The following is a 24993-nucleotide window of genomic DNA, read 5'->3' on the forward strand; positions in this document are numbered from 1 at the left end:
TTCGGTACGCAAAGACTTCCCGCCCGGACACCTGTCCAGGCACCTGACAAAGAACAGTGAGATATCCCATGGCCATCCGCGGTCCCAGACTCGAATTTTCCGTCGGCGCCTTCCTGCTGCTGGCGCTGGCCTCGCTGCTGGTGCTGGCCGTGGCCTCCACCAACCAACGGTGGGGCACCGGCGGCAGCGGCTACGAACTCAAGGCGCGCTTCACCCAGATCGGCCAGCTGCGCAAGCAGGCGCCGGTCAAGATCGGCGGCGTGACCATCGGCCAGGTCTCGGGCATCGAGCTGGATCCCCAGAAGTTCGACTCGATCGTGACCCTCAAGCTCGACGGCAAGTTCAAGGACCTGCCCGCCGACACCTCGGCCGGCATCTTCACCAGCGGTTTGCTCGGCGAGAGCTATATCGGACTGCAGCCGGGCGGAGATCCGGACGTACTCAAGTCCGGCGACGAGATCGTCTTCACCCAGCCGGCGGTGGACCTGCTCCAGCTGGTCGGCAAGTACATGTTCAGCGGTCCGGCCAATACCGGTGGCGCTGACTCCCACGATGGCAACGGCGCGCCCGCGCCTGCAACGGAACCGCAACCATGAAAAAGACCCTGATCCCGGCGCTGCTGGCCTCGGCCCTGCTCGCCGCCACGCCTTCGCTCTCCTTCGCCCAGGCCGCCCCCGCAGCCGCTGCCGCCCAGCAGGGCCAGGCCAGCAAGGCCGTGATGGACGCCAGCACCCGCATCCTGACCTCGCTGCAGCAGCGCCGCACCGAGTTCCGGGCCAACCCGGCCGTGCTGCGTGAGTTCATCAACAGCGAGCTCAACAAGACCTTCGACCGTGACTACGCCGCCCGCCTGGTGCTGGGCGTGCACGGCCGCGGCGCCTCCGATGCCGACGTCAAGCTGTTCGCCGATGCCATGGCCGACAACCTGATGCAGCGCTACGGTTCGGCCCTGCTCGAGATCCAGGGCAAGCCGACCTTCCGCCTGAAGAGCGAGTCGCCGCTGCCGGGCAACCGGGGCGTGCGCGTGTCCACCGAGCTGATCCGGGCCGGCAACGAGCCGACCCCGGTCGACTACCTGATGCGCAACGTCAACGGCCAGTGGAAGATCTTCGATGTGATGATCGAAGGCATCTCCTACGTGCAGACCTTCAAGACCCAGTTCGACGCCCCGCTGCGCCAGAAGTCGATCCAGCAGGTGGCCACCGAGCTGCGCAACGGCAGCATGCAGGCCGGGCAGGCCCCGCGTGGCAAGTAACAGCGCCAGCGTGCAGCGCAACGGCACCTCGCTGGTCTTCAGCGGGCTGCTCGACCGCGCGGCGGTGACGGCCCTGTGGCCCTCGCTGACCGCGCTGGACGGCGTGCAGCAGTTGGATCTGGCGGCAGTGAGCCGGCTCGACAGCGCCGGTCTGGCGCTGCTGGCCGAGCTGGCCGCACGCCTGCGCGCAACCGGGACAACGCCGACGATCGTCGGCAGCCCGGACGGTTTCACCGACCTCCGTGCCGCCTACCGGCTGGCACCTTCCCTGGATTTCCATGCCCTTTCTGCGGCGAGCTGACATGAACGTCATACGCACCCTCCCCCTCCTTGTGCTGGCGCTGGCCCTGAGCGCCTGTGCCGGCAAGCCCGCACGCGACAGCGCACCGGTCAGCGTCGAGGTCGCCCCTGCGGCGGCACCGGCGGCCGATGTGGCCGACACCGATGCGGTACCGGCCGAGCCCGTCGCCGACACGGCCGCCCAGGCAACGCAGGCCAGCACCGATCCGGCCGCCGCACCGGTCACCGGCGGCACTGCGCCGACCAATGCCGAAGACGACTTCGCCGCCCTGTACGGTGGCCCGGCCCCGACCGCGGACGGCACCGAGCCCACCGGCGCGCCGTACGATCCGTGGGAACCGTTCAACCGCAGGGTGCACAGCTTCAACAACGTGGTCGACCGTGCGGTCGCACGGCCGCTGGCGGTGGCCTATACCAACGTCGTCCCGCGCTTCGCACGGACCGGCGTGAGCAACTTCTTCAGCAACCTGCGCGCACCGGTGACGATCACCAACCAGCTGCTGCAGGGGCGTCCGGATGATGCCTGGGACAGCCTGGGCCGCTTCCTGATGAACTCCACGCTGGGTATCGGCGGTCTGTTCGATCCGGCCAGCAAGGCCATGGTGCCGCGCCGCAAGGAAGACTTCGGCCAGACCCTGGGCACCTGGGGCTGGCGCCGTTCGCGTTACGTCGAACTGCCGTTCTTCGGCCCGCGTACCGTGCGCGATGTGTTCGGCCTGGCCGGCGACATGCCGCTCTCGCCGATCCGCACGATCGAAGAGGACAAGATCCGCATCGGCCTGCAGGGCCTGCAGCTGGTGGACATGCGTTCGCAGCTGCTGGCGGTGGACGACATGCGCGACAACGCGGTGGACGAGTATTCGCTGGTCCGCGATGCGTGGCTGCAGCGCCGCAACTACCAGATCGAGAACGACCTGCGCGGCAAGCATGCGCGCGGCAAGGACGATCCGGATGCGCCGATTCCGGTCGATGCGATGCCGATGCCGAACTGGGGTAATTGATCGGAGTACCGACCCACGGTCGGTACCTACCGAGCACTGACCAACGGTCGGTACCTACCGAGGCGGTAGACCACGACCGTTGGTCGTGGTGCGAGCAAAAAAAAAGCCCCGCCGAAGCGGGGCTTTTTCTGTTTCCGGGTCCGCCGATCAGGCTGCCAGCGCAGCGTCGATCGCGGCCACCAGTCGCGCGTCATCGGCCGGCACGTCCGGGGCGAAGCGCGCGATGACCTGGCCGTCGCGGCCGATCAGGAACTTCTCGAAGTTCCACAGCACGCCCGGGGCGGCGTTGACCACCAGGTCCGGGTACTTGGCCACGGCGCCCTGCAGCTTCTCGCGCATCGGGCCTTCGCCGGTGGCGGTCGGCTGGGCGGCGGTCAGCTGCTGGTACAGCGGATGGGTGTCCTCACCGGCGACGCTGATCTTGGCGAACATCGGGAAGCTGACGTTGTATTCCAGCTGGCAGAACTGCTGGATGTCCGCTTCGCTGCCCGGCTCCTGCGCCAGGAAGTTGTTGGCCGGGAAGCCCAGCACTTCCAGGCCGGCGGCCTGCTTGTCGGCGTACAGCGCCTGCAGGCCTGCGTACTGCGGGGTCAGGCCGCACTTGGAGGCGACGTTGACGACCAGCAGCACCTTGCCGCGGTAGTCGGCCAGCGAGGTCGGCTGGCCTTCGATGGTGGTGACGGGGATGTCGTAGACGGTCTGGCTCACTGCAGATTCCTTGCGTTGCATCGGGGGTGGCACAGCATAGCCGTGCCGTGGGGAGATCAGTCGACGCAGATCGTGCCGAGCGCCACGCCGCCATCGATGCGCTGGCGGCAGCCGAAGTTCTGGCTGACATCGCGCTGGCAGACGCCACGCGCGGCCGTTCCCGGCGCGACATCGCTGGTGGCCAGGCACTGGCCACTGCAGTCGGCCTTGGCGCTGCAGACCTTGCCGGCATCGGCGTAGGGCACCACGCACTGCACGCGCTGCAGGCGGCCCAGCGGCTGCAGGCTGCCACCGGCGGCGGTGCATTCAGCGGCGCTCGGCGTGGCGGGTGTCGCCGCCGTGGTGTCGGTGGAGGGCGTGCTGCTGCACCCGGCCAGGGCGAGCAGGAGGGACAGCATCAGGGTCAGACGCATGGGCGGTTCCTTGAAAGGTGGAAGACGGCAGGGAAAGGACGTGCCACGCAGCATGCGCGATCGCATGCATGCGTCGCGTCGCCGCTTAGTCCTGCACGGTGCTGGCCTCGTCGCCGGCCATATCCTCGTCCTCGCCGCTCATGTCGCCGAGCAGGTCCTGGGTCTGTTCACCGCCCAGCGTTTCCACGCTGCGCAGGCGGCGTTCGATGGTGCGCGTCTTGCGGCTGGCTTCGCCGAGGCTGCGGCCCACCGTGGTGATCTGCTTCTCGGCCTTTTCCAGGATGCCGGCGAACTTGCCGAACTCACTCTTGACCGCGCCGAGCAGGCCCCACACTTCACTGGAGCGCTGTTCGATGGCCAGCGTGCGGAAGCCCATCTGCAGGCTGTTGAGCAGCGCGGTGACGGTGGTCGGGCCCGCCACCACGACGCGATGGTCGCGCTGCAGCAGGTCGATCAGGCCGGGGCGGCGGATCACTTCGGCGTACAGGCTTTCGGTCGGGAGGAACATCACCGCGAAATCGGTGGTGTGCGGCGGCGCGATGTACTTGTCGCAGATCGACTTGGCCTGGATGCGGATCGCGCGCTCCAGCTGGGCGCCCTGCAGGCGTACGCCCTCGACATCCCCCTGTTCCTGCGCATCGAGCAGGCGCTCGTAATCCTCGCGCGGGAACTTGGAATCGATCGGCAGCCACACCGGGGTGTCTTCATGGCCGCGGCCCGGCAGGCGCACGGCGATGTCGACGATCTCGTTGCTGTCCGGGCGCACTTTGACGCCGCGCGCGTACTGCTCCTGGGTGAGCGTCTGCTCGAGGATGTTGTCCAGCTGCACTTCGCCCCAGCTGCCGCGGTTCTTGACGTTGGTCAGCACGCGCTTGAGGTCGCCCACGCCGGTGGCCAGCTGCTGCATTTCACCGAGGCCGCGCTGGACCTGCTCCAGCCGCTCGGAGACCAGCTGGAAGGAGGCGCCCAGACGGGTTTCCAGCGTGGTCTGCAGCTTCTCGTCGACGGTCACGCGCATCTGGTCGAGCTTCTCGGCGTTGTCGCTCTGCAGGCTCTTGAGCTGCTGCTCGAGCGTGGCCCGCATCTCGCCGATACGCTGTTCGTTGCGCTGGGTCATCTCCTGCAGGCGCAGGCCCAGCGATTCGGCCAGGCGCTGCTGCGACTGCCCGGTTTCATCGCGGCCCAGGCGCGCATCGTCGGCCAGGGCCTGGCGCAGCGCGGCCATGTGGCTGTCGGTGCGGGTGGACAGATCGGTCAGCGCGCGCGCGAAGCTCTCCAGCCGCGCGTCCTGCTGGCGGCCCAGGCCTTCGAGCTGCTCGCGCAGTTCGCTGCGGCCGACCCGCGCTTCCTCGCGCAGGGTCTGTTCGAGGTCGCCATGGCCGGAACGCCGCAGCAGCGCGAGCAGCTGCAGCACGAGGACGGCACACACCAGGCCGCCGAGGATGAGGAATTCGGTTTGCATGCGGCAAGTGTAGGCCGCGGCGGTCTCAAAGGCTGCGTCAGAACCCTTCGAGGACGAGCTTGCCGCGTGCGCGGTGGCTCTCGATCAGGGCGTGCGCCTGGCGCAGGTTGGCGGCGTTGATCCGGCCGTAGTGCTCCCCCAGCGTGGTGCGCAGGACGCCGGCATCGATCAGCGCTGCCACGCGTTCAAGCAGGTCGTGCTGGCGCTGCACGTCGGGGGTGTTGAAGCTGGAGCGGGTGAACATCGATTCCCAGTGCAGCGACAGGCTCTTGCGCTTGAGCGCCATCACATCGAGCTGGCCGGGGTCGTCGATCAGCGCCAGCTGGCCCTGCGGGGCGAGCACGCTGACGATCTGATCGTAGTGCTGGTCGGTATGGGTCAGGCTGGCGACGTGGGTGACCTCGGCGATGCCCAGGCGCTGCAGGCCTTCGCTCAGCGGCTGGGTGTGGTCGATCACATGGTGCGCGCCCAGCGCGTAGACCCAGTCCTGGGTATCCGGGCGCGAGGCGGTGCCGATCACGGTCAGGCGGGTCAGCTGGCGGGCCAGCTGGACCAGGATCGAGCCGACGCCGCCGGCCGCGCCGATCACCAGCAGGGTCTGGCCTTCACCGCCGTTCTCGGGGATGCGCAGGCGGTCGAACAGCAGCTCCCAGGCGGTGATCGCGGTCAGCGGCAGCGCGGCTGCGGCGGCGTCATCCAGGCTGGCCGGCTTGTGGCCGACGATGCGCTCGTCCACCAGCTGGTACTCGGCGTTGCTGCCGGCGCGGCCGATCGCACCGGCGTAGAAGACCGCGTCGCCGGGCTGGAACAGCGTCACCTCGTCGCCCACCGCATCCACGATGCCGACCGCGTCGAAGCCCAGCACGCGCGGCTCGGTGACCGCCACGCCGTTGCGGACCTTGGTGTCGACCGGGTTCACCGAGATCGCGCGGACCTCGACCCGCAGGTCGCGCGGGCCGGGGGTGGGGATCGGCAGGGTGATGTCCACCAGCGCGGCGGGATCGCTGATCGGCAGGCCATGCTGGGTATAGGCGACGGCTTTCATCGTGGGGAGATCCGTTGGGGAAGACGGACAGCGTGCGCTTCACGGCCGGGCGGAGAAAGGCGCAAAATCGGGCAGCACTTTCACTGCAGGAATGAAAATGATCCGGTTCGACGACCTCGCGCTGTTCGTCCGCACCGCCGCGCTGGGCAGTTTCTCCAACGCCGCGCGCGAGGCCGACCTGCTCCCGGGCCAGGTGGCCGCGGCCGTCGCGCGACTGGAGCGGGAGCTGGACCTGCGCCTGTTCGTGCGCTCCACCCGCAGCCTGCGCCTGACCGCCGAAGGCGCGCTGTACCTGCCCTACGCGCAGGAGGTGCTGGCCGCGCTGCGCGAGGGCGAAGCCCGGGTGCGCGGGAAGGATGCCGAGCTGCGCGGCACGCTGCAGGTGGCCGCACCGTCGGACCTGGGCCGCAACCTGCTGCTGCCGTGGCTGACCGAGTTCCGCGCCGCCCACCCGAAGCTGCAGCTGCGCCTGCAGTTGTCCGACCAGGTCGCCGATGTCTTCCGCGATCCGGTCGACATCGCCTTCCGCCTGGGCCGCTTCGACAACGCCAGCTACGTCGCCCTGCCGCTGCTGCCCGGCAATCGCCGGGTGCTGGCCGCTTCGCCGGACTACCTGGCCCGGCACGGTGCGCCGGACAGCCTGGAGGCCTTGAAGGACCACCACTGCCTGCTCTACCAGCTGGCCGGGCGCGCGTATGACCGCTGGAGTTTCGAGCTCGATGGCCGGCGGACGGTGATCCCGGTGCGCGGCAACATGGTCTGCGACGATGCCGACGTGGTGCGCCGCTGGGCGGTGGCCGGGCAAGGCATCGTGTTCAAGTCGTGGCTGGATGTCTGCGCCGATGTCCAGGCCGGGCGCCTGCAGGTGCTGCTGGACGGCGCGGGCGACAGCCTGCCGTTGAACCTGGTGTGCCCGCACCGCAAGCAGTTCTCCCCGGCGATCCGGCAGCTGCATGCGATGTTCGCGCACCGCCTGCAGCCGCTGCTCGCCGGATTGCCCACCAGCGCGCGCTGACGCTATCGCCCGGCGCGCGGCTGCCGGACAATGCCCCTCCCCGTTGTCGAGTCGCCGCCATGCCGTGGATGGGCATCCAGGATCTGTGGACCTTTGTCGCTGCCGTGCTGGTGTTCCTGGCGTTGCCGGGACCGGGCACCTTCACCCTGCTTACCGCCACCGGTCGCGGTGGGGTGCGCGGCGGCTACACGGCGCTGTTCGGCCTGTTGCTGGGCGACCAGATCCTGATGTGGCTGGCGGTGGCCGGCGTGGCCGCGCTGCTCAAGGCCAACCCGCTGGTGTTCCACGCCGTGCAGTACCTGGGCGCGGCCTACCTGGTGTGGATCGGCATCGGCCTGCTGCGCCAGCCACGCGCCCAGGGCGAGGAAGGCGGTATCCGGCTCACCCCGGGCCACTACTTCCGCCAGGCGGTGCTGATCAACCTGCTCAACCCGAAGGCGATCATCTTCTACATGGCCTTCCTGCCGCTGTTCATCGATCCGGCCCGTCACCAGGGCGTGGTGACGTTTGCGACCATGGCGCTGATCATCTTCGCCATGGGACTGGCGTACTGCTCGGTGCTGATCGGGGTCGGCAATCTGTTGCGCCGTCGGATTCTCCAGCACCCGCGGGTCGGGCTTTGGCTGAGGCGCGTGGCGGGCGTGTTCCTGGTCGGGTTCGGCGTGCGGCTGGGCGTCAGCGGCTGAGGCCGGCCCACCGCGGGAAGGGCGGCCACCGCGCGCGCCCCGTTCGTCAGCGCCGCATCGCGTCGCGCAGGTAGTCGATGAACACCCGCAGCTTGGGCGCCATCTGCTCGCGGGCCGGGTAGTACAGATGGAACCCGGCGAACGGCTGCTGCCAGTCCTGCAGCACGCACTGCAGGCGGCCGGCCGCCACATCGCCGGCGTACAGCGCCTCGAACCCCTGCGCCAGGCCCATGCCGCCGATCACTGCGGCACGGATCAGGCCGGCGTCGTTGAACACCAGCCGGCCGGCCACCTCGACCTCGAGATCGCGGCCGTCGCGGGTGAACTCCCATGCCATGCGCCGGCCGGTGCTGAGCCGATGCACGATGCACTCGTGGGTGACCAGTTCGGCCGGGGTGGCGGGTATCCCGTGCCGGGCCAGGTAGTCCGGCGTGGCCACCACCACCTGGCGCTCCAGCGGTCCGATCGGTACCGCGATCATGCCGCGGGCCAGGCTTTCGCCCAGCCGGACCCCGGCATCGAAGCCACCGGCGACCAGGTCGCTCAGCGCGGTTTCCACGAACAGCTCCACCTCGATTTGTGGATACCGCGCCAGGAAGCCCGGCAGGTGCGGCAGCACCAGCAGTTCGGCGGCGATCCGCGGCACGTTGATGCGCAGCTTGCCCGCGGGCACATCGCGCACCTGGTCCAGGTCCTCGAAGGCGGCGTCGATCCGGGCCAGGCCCTCGCGCACCTGTACCAGGAAGCGCGCGCCCTGCTCGGTCAGGCCGACCCGGCGCGTGGTCCGCTGCAGCAGCCGCACGCCGAGATGGGCTTCCAGCGCGCGCACGGTCTGCGACAGCGCCGAGGGCGACACGCCCAGCTCATCGGCGGCCCGGGTGAAGCTGGCATGGTGCGCGACGCGGGCGAAGGCGACCACGGCGGGCAGCGGGTGCTGGGCACTCATTGTGAAGGTTGGCTTCAAGGACGATGCAGGAGCAGCCAGTTTATCCACATAGTCCACAGGAGGATGCTGGGGGTGTTCCCTCTCTTCCCCCGGAGTACCCGATGCAGACCCGTACCCTTGGCCGCACTGGCCCCACCGTCTCCGCGCTCGGCCTGGGCTGCATGGGCATGAGCGCCTTCTATGGCGGCCGCGGCAGCGATGCCGAATCGATCGCGGTCATCCACCGCGCGCTGGAGAGCGGCGTCACCCTGCTCGACACCGCCGACATGTACGGCCCGCACACCAACGAGGTGCTGGTCGGCAAGGCGATCGCCGACCGCCGCGACCACGTGTTCCTCGCCACCAAGTTCGGGATCAGGCTGGAGCCGAGCGACACCGCCGCGCGCAGCGTCGATGGTCGCCCCGAGTACGTGATCGCCGCCTGCGAGGCCAGCCTGCAGCGGCTGGGCGTGGACCACATCGACCTGTACTACCAGCACCGCGTGGACGGCACGGTGCCGATCGAAGACACCGTGGGGGCGATGGCGCGGCTGGTCGAGCAGGGCAAGGTGCGTTTCCTCGGCCTGTCCGAAGCCTCGGCCGGCACGATCCGCCGCGCCCATGCGGTGCACCCGATCACCGCGGTGCAGACCGAGTACTCGCTGTGGTCGCGCGATCCGGAGGAAAACGGTGTGCTGGCGACGGTGCGCGAGCTCGGCATCGGCTTCGTGCCCTACTCGCCGCTGGGCCGCGGCTTCCTGACCGGCGCGATCCGCAACCCGGCCGATTTCGAGGCCGATGACTATCGCCGCCAGTCGCCGCGCTTCCAGGGCGAGAACTTCGACCGCAACCTGGCCCTGGTCGACGCGGTCACCGCGATGGCCAGCGACAAGGGCGTGACGCCCGGGCAGCTGGCCCTGGCCTGGGTGCTGGCGCAGGGCGACGATCTGGTGCCGATCCCGGGCACCAAGCGGCTGGCCTACCTGGAGGAGAACCTCGGCGCGCTGCAGGTCGAGCTCAGTCCCGATGACGTGTCGCGCATCAATGCGATCTTCCCGGCCCATGCCGCTGCCGGCCCGCGCTATGCCCCCGCGGCGATGGCGACGTTGAACCGCTGAGCTTCATCGGCCGGATCGGCAGGCGCGATCCGGCCGATGCACCCCTACGGGTGCGCCGGGAGGACAATGACCCCCTCTCTGTCTGGATGGACCCTGGCCCATGCGTTGGCTCACCCCGTTGTTGCTGCTGCTGGCCATCGCGCCGGCCCACGCCGATGAAATCCGCTGCCTGACCGGCGGCAGCCGCCAGCAGATCCACCTCGAATGGAAACTCCCCGAGGGCACCGCGGACGGCGAACGGGTCAGCCATGTGCGTTATGCCGGCAAGACCCAGTGGCTGCGGCTGACCCTGGCCTCGCAGGAGAGCACGGTGCTTGCCGAGGACCGCCCCTGGCAGTTCGACACGGTGTGGGACGAGCACCTGGACGGCAAGGTCATCGGCCACTATGCGATCAGCTCGCAGGGCGCGCGCATCTATGGCTTCTCGTACACCAACGCCCGCACCGGCCAGCAGACCGCGTTCGGCGAAGACGTCGAGGCGATCACCGACACCGGCTGCCACTGGGAATGAGTGTCCAGCGTTTGTGCCGTTTTCGTCACCTTCGCCCCGGTCATGCGCGCCGCGCAGCTGCTTACGACGCTTGGCAGTAGTAATGCTGCGCCGCGTTCGGTAAAACTCGCAGACTTGTCGTTAACAGTCATCCACCGCGAGGCCCCATGTCATTGCTCCGGCGCAAATCCCTAGACACCGTCACCGTCCATGAAGCCGGCAGGCAACTGATCCCGACCCTGAGTTGGCCGCACCTGATCGCGCTGGGCATCGGCGCGATCGTCGGCACCGGCATCTACACCCTGATCGGTGTCGGCGCGAACCTGGCCGGCCCCGCGGTGCTGATCTCCTTCGCGATCGCCGGTGCGGTCTGCGCCTGTGCGGCCCTGTCCTACGCCGAGCTGTCGACGATGATGCCGGCCGCCGGCAGCGCCTACACCTACAGCTACACCGCGCTCGGCGAAGTGGTGGCCTGGGTGGTCGGCTGGAGCCTGATCCTGGAGTACTCGCTGGTGGTCAGTACGGTGGCGGTCGGGTGGTCCGGCTACGCGGTCGGCTTCCTGCATGGCTTTGGCATCGACCTGCCCCTGATGCTGACCGCGGGCCCCCACGTGGAAGGCGGCTTCATCAACCTGCCCGCGGTGCTGATCACCTTCCTGGTGGCCGGCATGCTGATGGCCGGCACCAAGGAGAGCGCGACCCTCAACGCGGTCCTGGTGGTGATCAAGATCATCGCGCTGACGGTGTTCGTGGCGATCGCCCTGCCGCACTTCGATACCGGCCACATGGAGCCGTTCATGCCGTTCGGCTTCGTCAAGTCGCTGGGCGCGGATGGCGTGGAACGCGGGGTGATGGCGGCCGCGGCGATCATCTTCTTCGCGTTCTACGGCTTCGATGCGATCTCCACCGCGGCTGAAGAAACCAAGAAGCCCGAGCGCGACCTGGCGATCGGCATCATCGGCTCGATGGTCGGCTGCACCATCATCTATGTGCTGGTGGCGCTGGCCGCCGTGGGTGCGATGAGCTACACGATCTTCGGCCAGAGCGCCGAGCCGCTGGCCCTGATCCTGCGCGAGCTGGGCAGCCCGGGCGCGGCCAAGTGGATCGGCGCAGCGGCGGTGATCGCGCTGCCGACCGTGCTGCTGGCCTTCCTGTATGGCCAGAGCCGCATCTTCTTCGTCATGTCGCGCGATGGCCTGCTGCCGCGTGGCCTGTCCAAGGTCAGCGCGCGCACCGGCACCCCGATCGCCACCACGCTGTTCACCGCCGTGTTGGTTGCGGCGCTGGCCGGTGTGGCACGCCTGGACGAGATCGCCGCACTGGCCAACGCCGGCACGCTGGCCGCGTTCACCGCGGTGGGCCTGTGTCTGGTGGTGCTGCGCAAGCGCGAGCCGAACCGGGTGCGCAAGTTCCGCACGCCGCTGGCCTACGTGGTCGGCCCGCTGGCGGTGATCGGCTGCGTGTACCTGTTCTTCAGCCTGCCGAGCACCACGCAGTTGTACTTCCTGGCGTGGAACGTTCTCGGGCTGATCGCCTACTTCGCCTATGGGCGTCGCAATGCGGTGCTGGGCAAGGCCTGATCCGGGCGTGTGCCGACCAACGGTCGGCACCTACCGCCGCCATGGACCGGTAGAGCCGAGCATGGCTCGGCACTACCGGTCCGGGATCAGGGTTTGGCTGCCTGTTGGGCATGCGCCTGGGCCTGCGCCATCACCCTCAGCAGGTTGCCGCCCCAGATACCGGCGATCTGCTTCTCGCTGTAGCCCTTGCGCAGCAGCCACGCGGTGATCTTCGGCAGCTGGCTCACGTCCTGCAGATCAGCCAGGCCACCGCCGCCATCCCAGTCCAGCCCGATGCCCACGTGCTCAGGGCCGACCACCTTCAGGATGTGCTCGAAGTGGGCGAAGAAATCGTCGAGCGTGGCCTTGCGCAGCGGGATGCGCTGGTCGATCTCTTCCAGCCCCTTCTTCAGCGCGACGCCCTGCTGGATGCTCATGCCGTCGTAATCGGTACCGAGCTGTTCCATCAGGGCCGTCTCGGCCTTCTTGCGCGCCTCGCTCTTGCCGGTATCGATCAGGTAACCGCCATACGCGTTGACCTGGATCACGCCGCCGGCCTTGGCCAGCCGCTTCAGGCGCGCATCGTCGAGATTGCGCGGATGGTTGTAGATCGCCTTGGCCGAGCTGTGCGAGAGCACGAACGGCACCGGCATGCGTTCGATCAGATCATCGAACACCGCATCGGAGGCATGCGACTGGTCGATGACGATGCCCAGCCGCACCGCTTCATCGACCAGCGCCTTGCCGGCGGGGCTCAGGCCCTTCCACTCGGCGCCCTTGGGATCGGTGGCCGAATCGGCGAACTCATTGTTGGCGAAGTGCACCGTGCTGAGCAGGCGCAGGCCGGCCAGGTGGTAGTAGCTGAGCAGCGTGGGGTCGTCGACCAGCGGGCTGGCGTTCTCCATGCTGATGTAGACCACGCGCTTGCCGGCGGCCTTGATGCGCGCGGCATCGGCGGCGGTCAGCGCGAGCTGGAAGGTGTCCGGGTGCGCGGCGAGCATCTCGCGGATCTCGGTCAGGCGCAGCAGGCCGGCATCGCGGTCATGCTGGTGCGCCTGCGCGCTGCGGTCGCCCTGGTCGGTGTAGATCGCCCAGAAGCCGCCATCGAGCGCGCCTTCGACCATGCGCGGATAGTCCACCTGCGACAGCGCGTTGTGGTCGTGCCGCTGGGTGATGTCGAAACCGTCGCGGTGGAAATTGGCCGGCGTGTCGAGGTGGCTGTCCAGGGTCAGCAGCCGGTGCTGCAGCGTGGACGCCCTGGCCAGTTCCTGCGGGGTGAATTCGATCGCGTGGGCGGCCAGTGGCGTGCACAACGCCAGCGAAACCAGCAAAGACAGACTGCGCAACGTCATGACGCCTCACCTTGGATGGGAAGCGTCAGACCATAGCGCTGTGGCGCCTGGCTGGGTAGGTACCGACCGTTGGTCGGTACCGGCACGGGTAGGTATCGACCGTTGGTCGATACCTCCGACAAAGCGCACCGACCAACGGTCGGTGCCTACGATCAATCCACCACGCGGCAGAACACGGCCTTGAGGTAGCGCGATTCCTGCACGTGGGCCATGAACGGGTGGTCCGGGCCGGCGCCGGCTACCTTCAGGATCTGGATGGTGCGGCCGGCGTAGAACGCGGCGCGGCGCAGCATGTCCAGGAACTGATCCTCAGCCACCAGGCCGGTGCACGAGAACGTGGCGAGCAGGCCACCGGGCTTGACCACGCCCAGCGCCAGCTTGTTCATGTCCAGGTACTTCTTCAGCGCGGTGATGACCTGGTCGCGGTCGCGGGTCATCTTGGCCGGGTCGAGGATCACCACGTCGAACTGCTCGCCGCGGTTGGAGGCATCGCGCAGCCACGGGAAGATATCGGACTGGATGAACTTCGGACGCACGTTGTTGAGCTTGGCGTTGCCCTTGGCGATGGCGATCACGTCTTCATCGATGTCGATGCCGACCACCTCGGCCGCACCGCGCGCGGCGGCATACACCGCAAAACCACCGGTGTTGCAGCACAGGTCCAGCACGGTCTTGCCTTCCACCTGCTGGCTCAGCCACTGGCGGTTCTCGCGCTGGTCGGCGAAGAAGCCGGTCTTGTGCGCGCCGGCCGGGTCGGCGCGGAACTTCACGCCATACTCGGTGATCACCGAGGCTTCGGTGGTGGTGTTGCCGTGGAAGTCGAAGCTCTCCTGCTTCTGCACGTGTTCGTCGGCGAAGCTGTGGAAACGGCAGCCCGGGAACTGCTCGCGCAGGGCCTCGTAGACCCACTCGCGGTGGCGGAACATGCCGGCGGCGAAGAACTCGACCACGACCAGATCGCCATAGCGGTCCACGACCAGGCCGGACAGACCGTCGCCTTCGCTGTGGACCACGCGCCAGGCGTCGGAGATCTCGTCCAGCTTGAGCACCTCACGACGCAGCGACACCGCCTGGGCGATCTTGCGCGAGAACCAGCCGGCGTCGACCGGGATGGCCTGATCGGTCTCCAGGATGCGCACGGCGATGCGCGAGTGACCGTTGTAGAAGCCACGCCCGATCCACTCCCCATCCACGCCGACGACGTCGACGATGGCACCGGGTTTGGGACGGACGGCCGGCTTTTCGACCAGTTTCTGGAAGATCCACGGGTGGCTGGAGCGCCAGGCGTTCTTGAGGCGGACAACGGGGGCAGGGGTATTCATGGGCGTATTGTAAACGGCCCCCGGCCCCGGCCGGCAGGCCGCCAGTTGACGGCGGCCGGGCCACCCCGCAGAATCGGCCGCAGAAGGGGAGTAGCTCCCAGACGTTGTCGCCGTCAATTCGAGCCCGCAGGCTCCGGTGCAACGGCAGTCCCACCCATCGGGACTGCGAGCGAGACCTTCGCCGTATGGCGAAGCTCTGTCCCCGGATCCCCCCGATCCTCCGTTGCAGATCCTCGCCGTCCGGCTTGAGGCATTCTATTTTTCCAACGGACAAACCCAATGCAGACGATCGGTAATGTGTGGTTGTGGGGCGGCTTCGGCGCGGTGGTGATCATCGCGTTGCTGGTCGATCTCGTTTTGATGCGACACGGCGGGCCGCACAAGGTCACCTTCAAGGAGGCCCTGTGGTGGTCCATCGGCTGGGTCGCGCTGGCCCTGGCCTTCAACGGTGGCCTCTGGTACTACCTGAACGAGACCGCCGGCCAGGTGGTGGCGAACAAGGTCGGCCTGGAGTTCCTGACCGGTTACCTGGTCGAGAAAGCCCTGGCCGTGGACAACATCTTCGTGTTCCTGATGATCATGGGCTACTTCGCGGTGCCCGAGGAACAGCGCCAGAAGGTGTTGATCATCGGCATCCTGGGCGCGATCGTGCTGCGTACGATCATGATCTTCGCCGGCAGCGTGCTGCTGACCAAGTTCCACTGGCTGCTCTACGTGTTCGGCGCGTTCCTGCTCTTCACCGGCTGGAAGATGTGGTTCTCGGCCGGCAGCGAGCCGGATCTGGAGACCAACCCCGCCCTGCGCTGGATGCGCAAGCACCTGCGCCTGCTGCCGGACTATGCCGGTAACGCGATGAGCGTGATGCGCGACGGCAAGCGCTGGTTCACGCCGCTGTTCGTGGTGCTGATCCTGATCGCGGTGACCGACGTGATCTTCGCGGTGGACAGCATCCCGGCGATCTTCGCGATCACCACCGACCCGTTCATCGTGCTGACCTCCAACGTGTTCGCGGTGCTGGGCCTGCGTGCGATGTTCTTCCTGCTGGCCGGCATGGCCGATCGCTTCCACCTGCTGCCGTACGGCCTCGCCCTGGTGCTGGCCTTCATCGGCATCAAGATGATGCTGATCGACATCTTCAAGATCCCCACCCCGATCTCGCTGGGCGTAGTGGCGGTGATCATCGCCGCGACCGTGGTGTTGAGCCTGAAGAACCCGCCGAAGGAAGGCGGCCACGCCTGACCGACCGTGCCGCCTGCGGGATTGTCCCGCAGGCGGTACCTCTCTCTCCCACGGCGTTGCCCTTGTGTTCATCCGGGGCGACGCCATCCCTAAGGGTATGAACGCCAACCTGCCCCAGCCCACCGGCGCGCCGCCGGTCCCGTCCCGCAACGACCGTGGTGGTGTGCTGCGGGCGTTCAACCTGAGCCTGGCCTTCGTGCTGCTGCTGGTGGCGGTGTATACCGCCCAGGGCCACTTCGACTGGCGTCCGTGGGCGGTGGCCCCGCTGGACAAGGCCGGCCTGCTCGGCATTCTCGGTGCACCGCTGCTGCATGGTTCAATCCAGCACCTCGGTGCCAATGCGGCCGCCCTGCTGATCCTCGGCACGTTGGCCGGCAGCGTCTATCCCAAGGCCACCCTGCGCGCGCTGCCCCTGTTGTGGGTCGGCTCGGGGCTGGGCGCCTGGCTGCTCGGCGATCTGGGCAGCCACCATCTGGGCGCCAGTGGCATCACCCACGGCCTGATGTTCCTGGTGTTCGTGCTCGGCCTGCTGCGCCGCGACCGGCCGGCGATCGCGGCCGGACTGATCGCCTTCCTGTTCTACGGCAGCATGCTGCTCACCATCCTCCCGCACGAACCGGGCGTGTCCTGGCAGTCGCACATGGGCGGTGCCTTCGCCGGCATCATCAGCGCGCTGCTGTTCCGCCTCTCCGACCCGATGGCGCCACGCAAGCGCTACAGCTGGGAGGACGAGGAAGAGGACGACATCGAGGCAGCGCGCGACGCCGATCTGGAACCGCCCTCCCCGACCCGCGTACCGGTGCTGTGGCAACCGCGCGAGGGCCGCGACTTCGTGGTGCTGCCGTTCCGGCGGCGCGATGAAGGGTCATCGCTGGACTGACCGGCAACGCCATCTGATGGCATGCCGGGGTAGTGCGACGCCATGCGTGGCTGCCGTGCGCCGGACATTGCGATATCGCGTCCACCGACCCAGGTCGATGCGCGTAGCACCGATCACGATCGTACCGACCAACGGTCGGTACCTACCGGGTCGCCGGTGTGCCATCCCCATCCACCGCACGCCGGCCCAGCGCTGGGTCATCGGTGAAGAACGCATCGATGCCGGTGGCCAGGTAGGCCCGCATCTCGGCGACCGAACCTTCCGCGTTGCGGGCATTCGGCTCGCCGCTGCGGAACTCCGCGGCCTGGAAGTAGTTTTCCGGCCGGAACGTATACGGCACCACCATCAGGCCGGCCGCATGCGCATCGCGTACCAGCGACGTCGGGGTGCCCAGTTTTCCCTGCGCGTCCAGTGGAATGACCATGCGCAGGCTCGGGCCGATGCCGTCGGCGTAGGTCGCGACCTCGCGCAGTCCCGCCGGGGTGATCAGGTCGGCATAGCGCTGGCTGCCCTTGGCGGCCAGCACGTCGCCGGGCTGCTGCTTCGGGTCACCGAGCAACTGCAGCAGGCGGATGTTGGAATCGGGCGCCAACTTGCCGCGCAGGTAACGCAGGTTGCCCACCTCGAACGACTGGATCGTCACCGGCGCCACGCGGGTATAGGCGTTGCCCTGCAGCGCGGCGACCACCTTGTCTTCCATCGGCAGGCCGATGCGCGTGAAGTAGGTGCCGTGCTTGATCTCCGGTACCAGCCCGATGCCGCGGTTGGCGCGGCCGGCCTGCTGCACCAGGAAAGCGATGATCTCGTCCAGCGTAGCGATGCGGAACTGGCCGTCGAACGCGGTGCTGCGCAGCTGCGGCAGGCGCTCGCGGGCGTAGAGGGTTTTCAGTTCGGCGAGGGTGAAGTCTTCGGTGAACCAGCCTTCGATGCGTTCGCCATCGATGGTCTTGACCGCCTTGCGGCTGGCGAACTCCGGATGCGCGGCCACATCGGTGGTGCCGCCGATCTCGTTCTCGTGGCGCGATACCAGCACGCCGTCCTTGGTCATCACCAGGTCCGGCTCGATGTAGTCGGCACCGTCGGCGATGGCCTGGGCATAGGCGGCGAGCGTGTGCTCGGGCAGCAGCGCACTGGCGCCACGGTGGCCGTAGACGGCGGCCTTGGCCGGGGTGGAGGAAGACGATTCGGCGCTCATGGCCACCGATGGTGCCACGGCCAGCGACACCAGCAACACACCTCCCCACAACTGCTTGGACACTGCAAACCCCTGTCGATAAAGAACCCGGTCAGTCTGCGGCAAGGCTGTGACAGCGCGAAGAAAGGCGTCCCCTACTTCCCGATGCAGAAGCTCGAGAAGATCCGCCCCAGCAGATCATCGGCGCTCATCCGCCCGGTGATCTCGCCCAGCGCCTCATGGGCCAGGCGCAGTTCCTCGGCGGCCAGCTCCAGGTGCTCGTGGACCAGCTCCGATTCGGCGCGCTCGGCATGGCCGATGGCCTGGCTGATCGCCTCCACATGGCGGGCACGCGCGGAGAACTCGCCGTCCACGCTGTCGCCGGCGCTGCCACTGGCCAGCGCGCGCAGGCGCGCGTGCAGCTGATCCAGGCCGAGGCCGGTCGCGGCCGAGACATGCACCACGTCCGCAGGGGCGTCGGACGGGATCGCGTCCAGCAGGTCGCTCTTGTTGTGGATCCACAGCTGCTGCGGCACCTCGGCGATGCTGTCGCCCACCGCGTCACGGCCGGCCTGCGGGTCGCGCGCATCGACCACCACGATGGCCAGGTCGGTGCGCTGCATCTCCGCGCGTGCCCGGCGCATGCCTTCGCGCTCGATGGCATCGCCCCCTTCGCGCAGGCCGGCGGTGTCGACCAGGGTCAGCTCCAGGCCGTCGATGCGGATGGTTTCGCGCAGGGTGTCGCGGGTAGTACCGGCGATGTCGGTGACGATCGCCCGCTCACTGCCGGCCAGCGCATTGAGCAGTGAACTCTTGCCGGCGTTCGGCGGGCCCACCAGCACCGCATGCAGGCCGTCGCGCAGCTTGCGGCCGCGTTCGGCATCGTCGCGCAGCCGGAGCAGCGCCTGCAGCGCGGTGACCAGGCCACTGCGCACCTGCGCCCCGCCGAGGGTGTCGAGCGGTTCGTCGGCGAAATCGATCGCCGCCTCCACGTGGATCCGCAGCAGAACAAGCTGTTCTGCGACCTCATCGACGCGGCCCGAGAACACGCCGTCCAGCGAGCGGCGGGCCGCGCGCGCCGCGCGGGTGTCGCTGGCGGCGATCAGGTCGGCGATGGCCTCGGCCTGGGCCAGGTCGAGCTTGCCGTTGAGGAAGGCGCGCTCGCTGAACTCTCCGGGCCGGGCCTGGCGTGCGCCCAAGGCAATGCAGCGCGCGACCAGCTGCTGGAGCACCACCGGGCTGCCATGCCCCTGCAGTTCCACCACTTCCTCGCCGGTGAAGCTGTTCGGGGCCGGGAACCACAACGCGATGCCGTCGTCGATCACCTCGCCGCCCGCATCGCGGAAGCGCGCGTAGTGCGCGTGCCGCGGCTGCATCGCGCGCACGCCGATGGCTTCGGCGATGGGGCGCGCCTGCGGGCCGGACAGCCGCAGCATGCCGACGCCGCCAGCGCCGGGCGCGGTGGCGATGGCCACGATGGTGTCGGGGGCATGGGTCATGTCGGGCTCACTGCAGCGTGCGGGGAATCAGGGGGCATTCTACGGACCACGCGGCGGCGCGGGCCGCAGATGCAGGAAACCCGCCTTGCGGCGGGTTTCCTGTGTGGCTTATTTCTTGGCGGTGACGACCGGCAGCGGATCGCTGCCATGACGCTTGGTCATCCACCACTGCTGGAGCAGGCCCAGGCCACCGTTGACGACCCAGTAGAGCACCAGACCGGACGGCATGAAGGCCATCATGACGCCGAACACCAGCGGCATCAGCTGCATCATCTTGGCCTGCATCGGGTCCATGCCCGGCGCCGGGGTCAGCTTCTGGGTGGCCCACATCACCGCCACGTTGATCACCGGCAGGATGAAGTACGGGTCACGCGCGGTCAGATCCTGGATCCAGCCGAGCCACGGGGCCTGGCGCAGTTCCACCGATTCCACCAGCACCCAGTACAGCGCGAAGAAGATCGGCATCTGGATGAGGATCGGCAGACAGCCGCCCATCGGGTTGATCTTCTCTTTTTTGTACAGCTCCATCATCGCGGTCTGGAACTTCTGGCGGTCATCGCCATAGCGTTCCTTGAGCTGCGCGATGCGCGGCTGGAAGCGACGCATCTTGGCACCGGACTTGTACTGCACGGCCGAGAGCGGATACAGCACCAGCTTCAGCAGCACCACCAGGCCGACGATCGCCCAGCCCCAGTTGTTGACGACCTTGTGGACCTGGTTGAGCACCCAGAACAGGCCCTGGCCAATGATCGCCATCAACGAGAAGCGGCTGTAGTCGACCACGCGGTCCAGGCCCTTCACGTCTTCCTTGGCGATCAGGTTGACCAGCTTCGGGCCGACCCACAGGCGGGCCTCGGTGCTGACCTGCTGGCCCGGGGCCACGGTGAAGGCCGGGCCACGCGCTTCGATCTGGTCGCGGCCGTTGTTCTGCGCCAGCGAGTACTGCGCGGCCTGGTCGGCCTGCGGAATCCACGCGGTGAAGAAGTGGTGCTGCAGCATCGCCAGCCAGCCGCCGGTGATGGTGCGGTTGAGGTGGCCGTCGTCCAGGTAATCCTTGAACGCGCGACGCTCGTAACCGTCCTGCGGGCTGAACCAGGTCGCGCCGTTGAAGCTGAACGAGTCCGGGTTGGTCATGCTGCGCGAAAGAATGGTCGGGGTGCGGTCCAGGGTGCGGAACACGTAGCCGCTCCACGGAGCGCTGCCGCCGTTGACCACTTCATCCTTCACCGTGATCGCGTACTCGTTGCGACCCAGCGAGTAGGTACGGCGGATGGTCACGCCGTTCGGGCCGGTCCATTCGAAGGGCACCGTGACCTCGTCCTGGCCCTTGGCCAGCACAAAGTCGTGGTTGTCACCGACCAGCTTGAAGCCGTTGGCGGCGGGCACCGGCATGGTCTTGTCTTCGCTGATCCAGCCACTCACCGCGCGGTACGGGTGGGTCGCCTCTTCGGTCAGCAGGCGGACCGGCGGGCTGCCTTCTTCCTTGGTCTGCGGGAACTGCAGCAGCTCGGCGTCCAGCACCGTGCCACCGTCCAGCACCAGGCGCAGCACGTCGGTGGTGATGGTCACGCGGGCCGGGCCCGTCGCGGCCTGCGCGGTCGGCTGGGCCGCCGGCAGCGTGCCGTCGGCCTGGGGCACGGCGGCACCGGGGATGCTGCCGGCAGCGGCACCCGGCACGCTGGCCTGGGTGGTCTGGGCGGCCACGGCCGGGGTCGGCGGCGCGGCTTTGTCGCGGCCCCACTCCATCCACAGCAACACGGCCACCATCAGCCAGGCAAAAATCAGGAAAACGCGGGTCTGGTTCATCAGCGTGCAGGCTCGGCGGGGCCGGCACGCAATGCCGGCTCGGACTGGGAAAGGGGTGCAACGCCCAGGGGCGGCGGCATTGTGCCGTCCGCGCCCGGCATGGGCAATGCGCCAAGGCGGCGCAGCAGGCGTTCAAAGGCCTGGCGGAGTTCGGGATTGCTGGCGGTACGGGCAGCGCTGCGGGCAACGACGACGTAATCGCCGGCACTCATCCACGGCCGTAGATGGCGTGTGGCATCGCGCAACACACGCTTCACTCGGTTGCGACCCACGGCTCGGGGATCAACTTTGCGCGACACCGCAAGACCCAACCTGGCTGGCGTATCGCTCTTCAGCCAGTGCAGGGTCATCAGCGGATCGGACACACGGCGGGCGCCGTTGAAGACCGTTGTATATTCGGCACGCGTACGAACCCGCGCAGAGCGAGGAAATCGCTTGCGCGGGTCGGAACTGCTCACAGTCAGGATTGCGTCTGCCGCGGAAAGCGGCATTGCAATCAAGCGCTCAGGACTTTACGGCCCTTGGCGCGGCGACGCGACAGGATCTTGCGGCCGTCAGCGGTCTTCATACGGGCACGGAAGCCATGGTCGCGCTTACGCTTGAGGTTGCTGGGTTGGAAAGTGCGCTTGGTGGCCATGCGGGCCTCTATATGAAGGGGACGGAAAGAACCGGAAATTCTATAGACCTCATCGAGGTCCCGTCAAGTGTCTGTCACTACGGGAATTCACCGGGCTGTGCAATAGCTGTGGATCATTTTGTGAATAACTTTGGGACAACCATTCCCGGCCCCCCTCGTCGGTGGTAGTCTGCGCCATCCATTCTTCCCCCCTTCCGGCCTGCGGTGCGGCGCTTTTGTTCGCCTATCCGCTGGCCTCAGACGATTATTGCCGATGGATGCCTGGTCTCGTTCCCTCGAACGCCTCGAAGCGGAGTTCCCGCCCGAAGATGTTCACACCTGGTTGAAGCCGCTGCAGGCAGATCTGCGCGCGGACAGCCTGGTGCTTTATGCGCCAAACGCCTTCATCGTCGACCAGGTGCGCGAGCTGTACCTGCCGCGCATCAAGGAGCTGGTGGCGCACTTCGCCGGTTTCGGCGACGTTTTTCTTGAAATCGGCTCGCGTCCGCGTCCGGTAGAGGCGCAGATCGCGTCGATTCCGGGCCTGTCCGCGCCCGCGGCCCCGGCGGAACCGCTGGTGCCGTTCGCCGGCAACATGGATTCGCACTACACCTTCGCCAACTTCGTGGAAGGCCGCAGCAACCAGCTGGGTCTGGCCGCGGCGTTCCAGGCGGCGCAGAAGCCGGGCGACCGGGCCCACAACCCGTTGCTGCTGTACGGCGGGACCGGCCTGGGCAAGACCCACCTGATGTTCGCGGCCGGCAATGCGATGCGTCAGGCCAATCCGGCGGCCAAGGTGCTGTACCTGCGTTCGGAGCAGTTCTTCAGCGCGATGATCCGTGCGCTGCAGGAAAAAACCATGGACCAGTTCAAGCGCCAGTTCCAGCAGGTGGACGCGCTGCTGATCGATGACATCCAGTTCTTCGCCGGCAAGGACCGTACCCAGGAAGAGTTCTTCCATACGTTCAACGCCCTGTTCGACGGCAAGCAGCAGATCATCCTGACCTGCGACCGGTACCCGCGCGAAGTCGAGGGCCTGGAAGCACGGCTGAAGTCGCGGCTGGCCTGGGGCCTGTCGGTGGCGATCGAGCCGCCGGACTTCGAAACGCGTGCAGCGATCGTGCTGGCCAAGGCCCGCGAGCGTGGCACCGATATCCCCGACGATGTGGCGTTTCTGATTGCCAAGAAGATGCGCTCCAATGTCCGCGACCTCGAAGGTGCGTTGAATACCCTGGCCGCCCGCGCCAATTTCACCGGCCGTGCGATCACCACTGATTTCGCCCAGGAAACCCTGCGCGACCTGCTTCGCGCCCAGCAGCAGGCGATCAGCATTCCCAACATCCAGAAAACCGTGGCCGACTACTACGGGCTGCAGATCAAGGATCTGCTGTCCAAGCGTCGGACCCGGTCGCTGGCCCGTCCCCGTCAGGTCGCCATGGCCCTGACCAAGGAACTGACCGAGCACAGCCTGCCGGAAATCGGCGACGCCTTTGCCGGCCGGGACCACACCACGGTGCTGCATGCCTGCCGGCAGATCCGGACGCTGATGGAAGCGGACGGCAAGTTGCGGGAAGACTGGGACAAGCTGATCCGGAAGTTGAGCGAATGATGCATGTACGCCGCTAAGGCGTCATCGCATAAAACGGTGCAGAATCCGGTAGTAAGCGCGGGATAGGTTGTGGATAAAAAAGCCGCTCGATTCGACGGTAAAGTTATCCACACCTTTCCCCACCCCTTGGGGGCTAGTAATGCAGAGGGTTTCGAGGTCAGAAATCCTTTTGTTTACAAAGGCTTAGTCGTGTTTTCCCGCGATTCTGGCCCTACCAGCACCACCAAGCTTTTGATTTATTCCACATTTTTTTAAAGCATAGGGGCACGGAACCACATGCGTTTCACACTGCAGCGCGAAGCCTTTCTCAAGCCGTTGGCACAAGTCGTCAACGTGGTCGAACGCCGCCAGACCCTGCCGGTTCTGGCTAATTTCCTGGTTCAGGTCCAGAACGGACAGCTGTCGCTGACCGGCACGGACCTGGAAGTGGAAATGGTGTCGCGGATCGCGGTGGAAGATGCCCAGGACGGCGAGACCACCATCCCCGCCCGCAAGCTGTTCGAGATCATCCGCGCCCTGCCCGATGGCAGCCGGATCACCGTCTCGCAGACCGGTGACAAGATCACCGTGCAGGCCGGGCGCAGCCGCTTCACCCTGGCAACGTTGCCGGCCAACGACTTCCCGTCGGTAGACGAAGTCGAAGCGACCGAGCGCGTGGCCATCGGCGAAGCGACCCTGAAGGAACTGATCGAGCGCACGGCGTTCGCGATGGCCCAGCAGGACGTGCGCTACTACCTCAACGGCCTGCTGTTCGACCTGCGTGGCGATGCCCTGCGTACCGTGGCGACCGACGGTCACCGCCTGGCGCTGTGCGAAACCGAGCTGGAAAAAGCCAGCGGCGCCAAGCGTCAGATCATCGTGCCGCGCAAGGGCGTGACCGAGCTGCAGCGTCTGCTGGAAAGCGGCGATCGCGAGATCGAGCTGGAAGTCGGCCGCAGCCATGTCCGCGTCAAGCGCGACGATGTGACCTTCACCTCGAAGCTGATCGATGGCCGCTTCCCGGATTACGAGGCCGTGATCCCGATCGGTGCCGACCGCGAAGTGAAGGTCGATCGCGAAGCGCTGCGTGCCTCGCTGCAGCGCGCTGCGATTCTGTCCAACGAGAAGTACCGCGGCATCCGCGTGGAAGTCTCGCCGGGCAACCTGAAGATCAGCGCGCACAACCCGGAGCAGGAAGAAGCCCAGGAAGAAATCGAGGCCGATACCACGGTCAGCGATCTGGCCATCGGCTTCAACGTGAACTACCTGCTGGACGCGCTGTCGGCACTGCGCGATGAGCACGTCGTGATCCAGCTGCGCGATTCGAACTCCTCCGCCCTGGTCCGTGAGGCCAGCAGCGAGAAGTCGCGTCATGTGGTGATGCCGCTGCGTCTGTGACCTGAGACGCACAGGTTCCACGTGGAACCGAGTGGTTCAGAGAAGCCCGGCCATGCCGGGTTTCTTTTTGGGCGGAAGAAACGATGTTCCACGTGGAGCATTCACGGAGGTGCGGATATCGATACCGGTCTGCCGCCCGGTT

25 protein-coding genes are annotated in these 24993 nt (G+C 67.3%); 13 read left to right on the forward strand and 12 right to left on the reverse strand.

The genetic code is table 11. The features are described from left to right. Positions 1 to 68: 68 nt before the first annotated feature. The 4 genes from mlaD to ABE424_RS10590 are packed head-to-tail and all read left to right on the forward strand — an operon-like array spanning position 69 to position 2556. Positions 69 to 596, forward strand: coding sequence for an outer membrane lipid asymmetry maintenance protein MlaD (gene mlaD / locus ABE424_RS10575; RefSeq protein WP_019183994.1), 528 nt, complete (start codon positions 69 to 71; stop codon positions 594 to 596). Next, positions 593 to 1255 (forward strand): ABC transporter substrate-binding protein, encoded by a 663-nt coding sequence (locus tag ABE424_RS10580; protein ID WP_346491402.1) that lies wholly within the window; start codon positions 593 to 595, stop codon positions 1253 to 1255. The genes mlaD and ABE424_RS10580 overlap by 4 nt, the downstream gene beginning before the upstream one ends. Further along, positions 1245 to 1556: an STAS domain-containing protein gene (locus ABE424_RS10585; protein ID WP_346491403.1), complete on the forward strand. Its 312-nt coding sequence runs from the start codon at positions 1245 to 1247 to the stop codon at positions 1554 to 1556. The genes ABE424_RS10580 and ABE424_RS10585 overlap by 11 nt, the downstream gene beginning before the upstream one ends. Before the next feature lies 1 nt (position 1557). Further along, positions 1558 to 2556, forward strand: a complete 999-nt coding sequence (locus ABE424_RS10590; RefSeq protein WP_346491404.1) for a VacJ family lipoprotein — start codon at positions 1558 to 1560, stop codon at positions 2554 to 2556. 147 nt (positions 2557 to 2703) lie between these two features. On the opposite strand, the gene ABE424_RS10595 is transcribed toward ABE424_RS10590, so the two are convergent. The 4 genes from ABE424_RS10595 to ABE424_RS10610 form a co-directional block, all read right to left on the reverse strand. Next, entirely contained in the window at positions 2704 to 3264 is a 561-nt protein-coding gene (locus ABE424_RS10595) for a glutathione peroxidase (RefSeq protein ID WP_346491405.1), read from the reverse strand. Positions 3265 to 3320: 56 nt separating this feature from the next. Beyond that, on the reverse strand, positions 3321 to 3677 hold the full coding sequence (locus ABE424_RS10600; RefSeq protein ID WP_176991016.1) for a hypothetical protein: 357 nt from the start codon (positions 3675 to 3677) through the stop codon (positions 3321 to 3323). An 85-nt stretch (positions 3678 to 3762) separates the two neighbouring features. Further along, positions 3763 to 5139, reverse strand: a complete 1377-nt coding sequence (gene rmuC, locus ABE424_RS10605) for a DNA recombination protein RmuC (RefSeq protein WP_346491406.1) — start codon at positions 5137 to 5139, stop codon at positions 3763 to 3765. Positions 5140 to 5176: 37 nt separating this feature from the next. After that, entirely contained in the window at positions 5177 to 6184 is a 1008-nt protein-coding gene (locus tag ABE424_RS10610) for a zinc-binding alcohol dehydrogenase family protein (protein WP_346491407.1), read from the reverse strand. Between the two features lie 91 nt (positions 6185 to 6275). On the opposite strand from ABE424_RS10610, the gene ABE424_RS10615 reads away from it, so the two are divergent. Together ABE424_RS10615 and leuE are read left to right on the forward strand one after the other, a co-directional pair. Next, positions 6276 to 7199, forward strand: coding sequence for a LysR family transcriptional regulator (locus ABE424_RS10615; protein ID WP_346491408.1), 924 nt, complete (start codon positions 6276 to 6278; stop codon positions 7197 to 7199). Positions 7200 to 7258: 59 nt separating this feature from the next. Continuing rightward, on the forward strand, positions 7259 to 7885 hold the full coding sequence (gene leuE / locus ABE424_RS10620; RefSeq protein ID WP_176991010.1) for a leucine efflux protein LeuE: 627 nt from the start codon (positions 7259 to 7261) through the stop codon (positions 7883 to 7885). A 46-nt stretch (positions 7886 to 7931) separates the two neighbouring features. Here the strand turns inward: leuE and ABE424_RS10625 are convergent, their stop codons facing one another. After that, positions 7932 to 8831 (reverse strand): LysR family transcriptional regulator, encoded by a 900-nt coding sequence (locus tag ABE424_RS10625; protein WP_176991009.1) that lies wholly within the window; start codon positions 8829 to 8831, stop codon positions 7932 to 7934. A 101-nt stretch (positions 8832 to 8932) separates the two neighbouring features. On the opposite strand from ABE424_RS10625, the gene ABE424_RS10630 reads away from it, so the two are divergent. From ABE424_RS10630 to ABE424_RS10640, 3 genes are all read left to right on the forward strand, one after another. Next, a complete protein-coding gene (locus ABE424_RS10630) occupies positions 8933 to 9928 on the forward strand; it encodes an aldo/keto reductase (protein ID WP_346491409.1) in 996 nt (331 codons plus the stop codon). Positions 9929 to 10028: 100 nt separating this feature from the next. Beyond that, positions 10029 to 10439 carry a hypothetical protein gene (locus ABE424_RS10635; protein ID WP_176991007.1) on the forward strand — a complete coding sequence of 137 codons (411 nt, stop codon included), beginning with the start codon at positions 10029 to 10031 and terminating at the stop codon, positions 10437 to 10439. A gap of 146 nt (positions 10440 to 10585) precedes the next feature. Beyond that, positions 10586 to 11998: an amino acid permease gene (locus ABE424_RS10640; protein ID WP_176991006.1), complete on the forward strand. Its 1413-nt coding sequence runs from the start codon at positions 10586 to 10588 to the stop codon at positions 11996 to 11998. Between the two features lie 86 nt (positions 11999 to 12084). Here ABE424_RS10640 and ABE424_RS10645 read toward each other — a convergent pair whose 3' ends face one another. Continuing rightward, positions 12085 to 13329 (reverse strand): dipeptidase, encoded by a 1245-nt coding sequence (locus ABE424_RS10645; protein WP_346491410.1) that lies wholly within the window; start codon positions 13327 to 13329, stop codon positions 12085 to 12087. Positions 13330 to 13481: 152 nt separating this feature from the next. Continuing rightward, entirely contained in the window at positions 13482 to 14651 is a 1170-nt protein-coding gene (locus tag ABE424_RS10650) for a class I SAM-dependent rRNA methyltransferase (RefSeq protein WP_346491411.1), read from the reverse strand. 279 nt (positions 14652 to 14930) lie between these two features. On the opposite strand from ABE424_RS10650, the gene ABE424_RS10655 reads away from it, so the two are divergent. Together ABE424_RS10655 and ABE424_RS10660 are read left to right on the forward strand one after the other, a co-directional pair. Continuing rightward, positions 14931 to 15890: a TerC family protein gene (locus ABE424_RS10655; protein WP_123730941.1), complete on the forward strand. Its 960-nt coding sequence runs from the start codon at positions 14931 to 14933 to the stop codon at positions 15888 to 15890. 97 nt (positions 15891 to 15987) lie between these two features. Next, on the forward strand, positions 15988 to 16770 hold the full coding sequence (locus ABE424_RS10660; RefSeq protein WP_346491412.1) for a rhomboid family intramembrane serine protease: 783 nt from the start codon (positions 15988 to 15990) through the stop codon (positions 16768 to 16770). Positions 16771 to 16912: 142 nt separating this feature from the next. Here ABE424_RS10660 and ABE424_RS10665 read toward each other — a convergent pair whose 3' ends face one another. The 5 genes from ABE424_RS10665 to rpmH all read right to left on the reverse strand — a co-directional run bounded on the left by ABE424_RS10665 (position 16913) and on the right by rpmH (position 21886). Then, positions 16913 to 17965 carry a glycerophosphodiester phosphodiesterase gene (locus ABE424_RS10665; protein WP_346491487.1) on the reverse strand — a complete coding sequence of 351 codons (1053 nt, stop codon included), beginning with the start codon at positions 17963 to 17965 and terminating at the stop codon, positions 16913 to 16915. A gap of 134 nt (positions 17966 to 18099) precedes the next feature. After that, complete coding sequence (gene mnmE, locus ABE424_RS10670; RefSeq protein WP_346491413.1) at positions 18100 to 19443, reverse strand: tRNA uridine-5-carboxymethylaminomethyl(34) synthesis GTPase MnmE; 1344 nt, start codon at positions 19441 to 19443, stop codon at positions 18100 to 18102. A 108-nt stretch (positions 19444 to 19551) separates the two neighbouring features. Continuing rightward, positions 19552 to 21249, reverse strand: a complete 1698-nt coding sequence (gene yidC / locus ABE424_RS10675) for a membrane protein insertase YidC (protein ID WP_346491414.1) — start codon at positions 21247 to 21249, stop codon at positions 19552 to 19554. Continuing rightward, positions 21249 to 21740 carry a ribonuclease P protein component gene (gene rnpA, locus ABE424_RS10680; RefSeq protein WP_346491415.1) on the reverse strand — a complete coding sequence of 164 codons (492 nt, stop codon included), beginning with the start codon at positions 21738 to 21740 and terminating at the stop codon, positions 21249 to 21251. Before rnpA ends, yidC begins: the two co-directional genes overlap by 1 nt. A 5-nt stretch (positions 21741 to 21745) precedes the next feature. Continuing rightward, positions 21746 to 21886, reverse strand: coding sequence for a 50S ribosomal protein L34 (gene rpmH, locus ABE424_RS10685; protein WP_006404565.1), 141 nt, complete (start codon positions 21884 to 21886; stop codon positions 21746 to 21748). 253 nt (positions 21887 to 22139) lie between these two features. On the opposite strand from rpmH, the gene dnaA reads away from it, so the two are divergent. Together dnaA and dnaN are read left to right on the forward strand one after the other, a co-directional pair. After that, positions 22140 to 23474, forward strand: a complete 1335-nt coding sequence (dnaA, locus tag ABE424_RS10690; protein WP_176990746.1) for a chromosomal replication initiator protein DnaA — start codon at positions 22140 to 22142, stop codon at positions 23472 to 23474. 276 nt (positions 23475 to 23750) lie between these two features. Then, positions 23751 to 24851, forward strand: coding sequence for a DNA polymerase III subunit beta (gene dnaN / locus ABE424_RS10695; protein WP_019184048.1), 1101 nt, complete (start codon positions 23751 to 23753; stop codon positions 24849 to 24851). The last annotated feature ends 142 nt before the right edge of the window (positions 24852 to 24993 follow it).

Source organism: Stenotrophomonas sp. TWI1149, assembly GCF_039673155.1.
Taxonomy (GTDB): Bacteria; Pseudomonadota; Gammaproteobacteria; order Xanthomonadales; family Xanthomonadaceae; genus Stenotrophomonas; species Stenotrophomonas maltophilia_AA.

Bases quoted from the DNA above. Each gene is read 5' to 3' on its own strand.
- ABE424_RS10660 (WP_346491412.1), top strand. From the start codon at position 15,988: ATGAACGCCAACCTGCCCCAGCCCACCGGCGCGCCGCCGGTCCCGTCC.
- ABE424_RS10580 (WP_346491402.1), top strand. From the start codon at position 593: ATGAAAAAGACCCTGATCCCGGCGCTGCTGGCCTCGGCCCTGCTCGCC.
- dnaN (WP_019184048.1), top strand. From the start codon at position 23,751: ATGCGTTTCACACTGCAGCGCGAAGCCTTTCTCAAGCCGTTGGCACAA.
- rpmH (WP_006404565.1), bottom strand. From the start codon at position 21,886: ATGGCCACCAAGCGCACTTTCCAACCCAGCAACCTCAAGCGTAAGCGC.
- ABE424_RS10610 (WP_346491407.1), bottom strand. From the start codon at position 6,184: ATGAAAGCCGTCGCCTATACCCAGCATGGCCTGCCGATCAGCGATCCC.
- ABE424_RS10635 (WP_176991007.1), top strand. From the start codon at position 10,029: ATGCGTTGGCTCACCCCGTTGTTGCTGCTGCTGGCCATCGCGCCGGCC.
- ABE424_RS10665 (WP_346491487.1), bottom strand. From the start codon at position 17,965: ATGAGCGCCGAATCGTCTTCCTCCACCCCGGCCAAGGCCGCCGTCTAC.
- ABE424_RS10655 (WP_123730941.1), top strand. From the start codon at position 14,931: ATGCAGACGATCGGTAATGTGTGGTTGTGGGGCGGCTTCGGCGCGGTG.
- ABE424_RS10640 (WP_176991006.1), top strand. From the start codon at position 10,586: ATGTCATTGCTCCGGCGCAAATCCCTAGACACCGTCACCGTCCATGAA.
- ABE424_RS10650 (WP_346491411.1), bottom strand. From the start codon at position 14,651: ATGAATACCCCTGCCCCCGTTGTCCGCCTCAAGAACGCCTGGCGCTCC.
- ABE424_RS10645 (WP_346491410.1), bottom strand. From the start codon at position 13,329: ATGACGTTGCGCAGTCTGTCTTTGCTGGTTTCGCTGGCGTTGTGCACG.
- dnaA (WP_176990746.1), top strand. From the start codon at position 22,140: ATGGATGCCTGGTCTCGTTCCCTCGAACGCCTCGAAGCGGAGTTCCCG.
- ABE424_RS10625 (WP_176991009.1), bottom strand. From the start codon at position 8,831: ATGAGTGCCCAGCACCCGCTGCCCGCCGTGGTCGCCTTCGCCCGCGTC.
- mnmE (WP_346491413.1), bottom strand. From the start codon at position 19,443: ATGACCCATGCCCCCGACACCATCGTGGCCATCGCCACCGCGCCCGGC.
- ABE424_RS10590 (WP_346491404.1), top strand. From the start codon at position 1,558: ATGAACGTCATACGCACCCTCCCCCTCCTTGTGCTGGCGCTGGCCCTG.
- ABE424_RS10630 (WP_346491409.1), top strand. From the start codon at position 8,933: ATGCAGACCCGTACCCTTGGCCGCACTGGCCCCACCGTCTCCGCGCTC.
- leuE (WP_176991010.1), top strand. From the start codon at position 7,259: ATGCCGTGGATGGGCATCCAGGATCTGTGGACCTTTGTCGCTGCCGTG.
- mlaD (WP_019183994.1), top strand. From the start codon at position 69: ATGGCCATCCGCGGTCCCAGACTCGAATTTTCCGTCGGCGCCTTCCTG.
- rmuC (WP_346491406.1), bottom strand. From the start codon at position 5,139: ATGCAAACCGAATTCCTCATCCTCGGCGGCCTGGTGTGTGCCGTCCTC.
- ABE424_RS10600 (WP_176991016.1), bottom strand. From the start codon at position 3,677: ATGCGTCTGACCCTGATGCTGTCCCTCCTGCTCGCCCTGGCCGGGTGC.
- ABE424_RS10615 (WP_346491408.1), top strand. From the start codon at position 6,276: ATGAAAATGATCCGGTTCGACGACCTCGCGCTGTTCGTCCGCACCGCC.
- rnpA (WP_346491415.1), bottom strand. From the start codon at position 21,740: ATGCCGCTTTCCGCGGCAGACGCAATCCTGACTGTGAGCAGTTCCGAC.
- yidC (WP_346491414.1), bottom strand. From the start codon at position 21,249: ATGAACCAGACCCGCGTTTTCCTGATTTTTGCCTGGCTGATGGTGGCC.